Raw genomic sequence first — 3,965 nt, 5'->3', positions numbered from 1 at the left:
TCGTGGAAGCAAGCTACGCGCAGCGTCTCGTAGAGAAGGGTCTCGTAGAGAAGTGGGGGCTACGCCTACGCCTTTAAAGAAAAACTTTTTAGTTTGCTGAAAATCCCAAACCGTTTTATCTCCTGCTTAAGAACACGCTCACGATCAGCAGATTCTTGTGGTGGGAATTCCCAAATATCACGTATCTCATGTTCTTCGTGATCTGTTAATTGGAGATGATGTGGTAATTGAGACTGTTGTCCAAATAACCAAGGTACTCCATTTAATAATTCTCTTTCTATTCCATGAAACATATTTTTACCCTTATTAAAAATAAGGTGATTTTGACATTTAGCTTTTTACTTCTTGCTGCAATTATTGGCATTTGGCGATATCTTCGTTAAAACTGCTGTCCCAAAGTTGTTTCACATCAACTTTTGTGGGAATTACACCCGCTTGAAAAAAGGTATCAGCAACCTTTTGCTGAGAAGCAATAGCTGCGTCAGAAACAGGAAGTAATTCTTGACGACGCTGTTGTTGTCCTTGCTTGGCATCCTGATAAACGATGCCTTCATCAACATCAATGGTAGTTGCATAATTCTTCGACCATTGCTTGAGATTAGATTCCCGCCAAGTTTGGGATTTCTGCAAACGACAGAGAAAATCAGCGATCGCAACCTTCTTTTGGGGATCAGCGATCGCATTGGGTGAAGCAATAATCACGAAGTTACCACTCAAAATATCTTTTGCAGATTCCAGCACCCGCGCCCCTTCTTTTTTGGCTTGGGGGATGGAATAACCGTAGGTAGCCCAAGCATCAAGCTGTCCTTTACGAAAAGCCGAAAGCCCATCGGGTATTGATAAAGGAATTGCATTGATATCCTTCATCCTCAGCCCGACTTTCTCCAACATCTTAATCAGGAAGTAGTGGGCAGTTGTAGCTTTAACGTAACCTACATTCTTACCTTTGAGGTCAGCGATCGTTTTGGCAGTCGAGTCCTTGGGTACGAGTACAACTTGACCAACCGTCGGCCCTTTGAGAGCGGCAATAATTTTTACAGATGCTTTCGATTCAATCGCAAAAATCGGCGGAATTTCACTAGCAGATCCCAAGTCAATCGCACCAGCATTGATTGACTGTACCATCAAATTACCCCCAGTAAACTCAGTAAATTGAGTTTGATAAGGGAAATGATCTAGTCCAGCTAACTTTAAATTTAAGTCCCAGCCACCTTTAGATTTAGCAACATGCAATTGAGTTGTATTCGATACTGCGATTTGGGATGGACTAGGATTAGCAGCGATCGTTGCCGGACTGGTAGACTTAACCTCTGAGCAAGCCGTTGTTACTACTAACAAGCAACCCAGAGAGAAGAAAAAATTCTGCTGCAAATTTATAGACACGTTATTTTTTGGTATAAAAAGACAATGAAGAAAAATAACCACCAACTACTCTAGTAAACCTGGTTCTTTGCCCACAATTCGGTCGTAGAGTGGCTGAAAGCTAAACCAACCGCCGGAATGAGTTCCTACTTGGTTATGAGTAAAAGTTGCTGTTTCGTGGTCAATGGGAAGTGGTTTGCCAGCTGCTTCTGCAAGCAGTTGGGCTTGAGCCGATCGCTCAAAAGAAATGTACCAAAAAGCAGCTTCGTCTACTGTCTGTCCCACCGTCAAAAAGCCATGATTCCGTAGGATGACAGCTTTGTTGTCTCCCAAAGATTCAGCAATTCTTTTACCCTCGGAAGTATCTAAAACTACTCCTCTATAGTCATCAAATAGAGCCTGGTCTTGATAGAAAGCACAAGCATCTTGAGTTAGGGGATCAAGCAGGCGACCAAGGCTTGACCAAGATTTCCCATGCAGAGAATGAGCATGAGCAGCTGCAACTATATCAGGTCGCGCTTCATGAACCTGTGAATGAATGGCAAAAGGGGCGCGATTGACGGGAGCATTACCTTTGACAACTTCTCCTTCTCTATCGACCAAAATCAAGTCAGAAACCCGGATGTGGCCAAAGTACTTGCCAAGGGGATTTACCCAAAAATGGTCGGTAAACTCTGGATCTCTGGCGGTGATGTGGCCTGCTGTTCCTTCGCTAAAGCCAAAACGAGCAAACAGTCGAAATGCCGCAGCAAGGCGTTGTTTGCGGTAGAGTCGTTCTTCTTCAACTCGTTCAAAGACTGGCGGTTGTGGTCTAGTGAAATTTGGCATGATTTTCTCTTTCTTGTTTCATAAGTACATTGGAATATCCAGAGCGTAAAGACCGCAAACTCTTTTGTTCGGGATGATAATGATGTCGCCAAATACTATTAGTATCGTTACCCATGACATGGATTAAGATAGATGGATAGAATACTGGATCTTTGCTACCTAGCGGCGGTAGTTTCTAACGGACACACTGCCGTTGTAATATCTACTCGTTGCGGAATAATTTTTTGCTCTAGTAACCAGTCAGCTGTTTTCTGAAGATTGGCGATATCTTCAGCATTAGGAAATACGTAAGACTCTGGGCCTCGATTTTTAGTCACCTGCTTGGCTACCGCATCAGAGATTTTTAGCTCTTTAACTAAAAAATCTGATGCAGCATTAGTGTGTTGATTTAACCATTCACCATCCTCACTCAAAGCAGTGAGAGCAGCTTTCACAGCTGCAGGATTTTCTTTAGCTGCATCAGTACGAACAACCATAATGCTGTAAGTAGGGGCAGGGTGTGTAGTGGTGATTCTTCGCGCTTTATGTTCTAATTGGGCAATGGAAATATAAGGTTCCCAAACTGCCCAGGCATCAACAGAACCTTGATATAGAGCAGGTGCAGCGTCATTCGGTGATAAGTAAACTCGCTGGACTTTATATGAAGGAATATTTTCTTTTTCCAAAACTTTTAATAACAGATATTCGCCCGCACCACCTTGATTAACAGCAACTTTTTTACCTATTAAATCAGTCGGTTTCCGAATGGGAGAATCACCACGAACTAAGATGGCACTACTCAAAGAACCTGGATTAGGGCGCTGTACAGAACCAATACAAAGAGGTTGTCCAGCAGCAATTCCAGAAATGGAAGGAATATCACCACAGCCGCCAATATCCGCTCGATTCCCATTGAGAACATTTAAAAGCGTAGCGCAACGGTCAAATGGCCCACTCCATTCAACTTTAATATTTTGCCTTACTAACTGACGCTCTAGCTCACCCCGTTGACGTGCAATGGGAATAATCCCACCTTTTTGGTAGCCCAAGCGAATCACATTGTTTTTCTCTGTAGTTTTGGTAGTGAGAGTTTTTGAAGAGGAATCTGAGTTAGGTGCGGCATTAATAGCTTGTTGACTGCAACTAGAAGCTATCAAACCAAGAAAAGACGTTGCGATCGCAAAGTTCTTACTGGCAGAACATTTTTGTTTGTACTGAAAGCGGTGTTCTTTGAAATAATTCACCACAATTGACTCCTTGGTATCAATTTTTAGGAGTTTAAGCAGCCATATCTATGATCATATCGATCATAATACACTAAATTTATCGATTTACCGTAGTATATAGAAAGAAGATACCACCTTTTGATGGGCATGTTCAAATCTAATCAATATTTCTTTATCTTTGACTATAAGAATTTAGTGCAGGTATTTCTATGTGAATCTACACTCAAGTAGTGAGAAAATAAACTGTAAAAAGACCATAGACACAAATATCAAAATAATTCTTTGGTTTGAGCGACAAAGTTTCAGCAATGCGACCAAAAAATGGGATGGCGGCGAGAGTTAGGGGAACTAAAGCGGCTGTAGTACCGATGGAAGTGCTAACAATTAGGCGTGTTAGTGGTGTTAAAACCATAAGCAGAATATATAAAAGGAAATGAGCGTCCAGTATTGACGATCGCACCCAGCACTTTATGCACTTGCGGAAAATCTAGCAAGTTTCCGGGGACTGTCATCACTACTGGAGTTTAGACTAAAAGCAGGCGATCCTTAACAAAGGAGTGTACGTGTCGT

5 protein-coding genes are annotated in these 3,965 nt (G+C 42.2%); all 5 read right to left on the bottom strand.

Annotated features, from left to right (window positions below; all coding sequences use genetic code 11):
* Positions 1-65: 65 nt before the first annotated feature.
* The 5 genes from HWQ38_RS13505 to HWQ38_RS13485 all read right to left on the bottom strand — a co-directional run bounded on the left by HWQ38_RS13505 (position 66) and on the right by HWQ38_RS13485 (position 3,807).
* Positions 66-293: a hypothetical protein gene (locus HWQ38_RS13505; protein WP_292794234.1), complete on the bottom strand. Its 228-nt coding sequence runs from the start codon at positions 291-293 to the stop codon at positions 66-68.
* Between the two features lie 61 nt (positions 294-354).
* On the bottom strand, positions 355-1,383 hold the full coding sequence (locus HWQ38_RS13500; protein WP_292794232.1) for an ABC transporter substrate-binding protein: 1,029 nt from the start codon (positions 1,381-1,383) through the stop codon (positions 355-357).
* A gap of 45 nt (positions 1,384-1,428) precedes the next feature.
* Positions 1,429-2,190, bottom strand: a complete 762-nt coding sequence (locus HWQ38_RS13495) for a class II aldolase/adducin family protein (RefSeq protein ID WP_292794229.1) — start codon at positions 2,188-2,190, stop codon at positions 1,429-1,431.
* 155 nt (positions 2,191-2,345) lie between these two features.
* Positions 2,346-3,413, bottom strand: coding sequence for an aliphatic sulfonate ABC transporter substrate-binding protein (locus tag HWQ38_RS13490; protein ID WP_292794228.1), 1,068 nt, complete (start codon positions 3,411-3,413; stop codon positions 2,346-2,348).
* Between the two features lie 205 nt (positions 3,414-3,618).
* Positions 3,619-3,807, bottom strand: a complete 189-nt coding sequence (locus HWQ38_RS13485; protein ID WP_292794225.1) for a hypothetical protein — start codon at positions 3,805-3,807, stop codon at positions 3,619-3,621.
* Positions 3,808-3,965 lie beyond the last annotated feature (158 nt).

It is taken from the genome of Nostoc sp. NMS7 (assembly GCF_017115085.1).
Classification (GTDB): Bacteria; Cyanobacteriota; Cyanobacteriia; order Cyanobacteriales; family Nostocaceae; genus Nostoc.
Note: the sequence above shows the minus strand (reverse complement) of the source record. Positions and strands in the feature narration are given on the sequence as shown.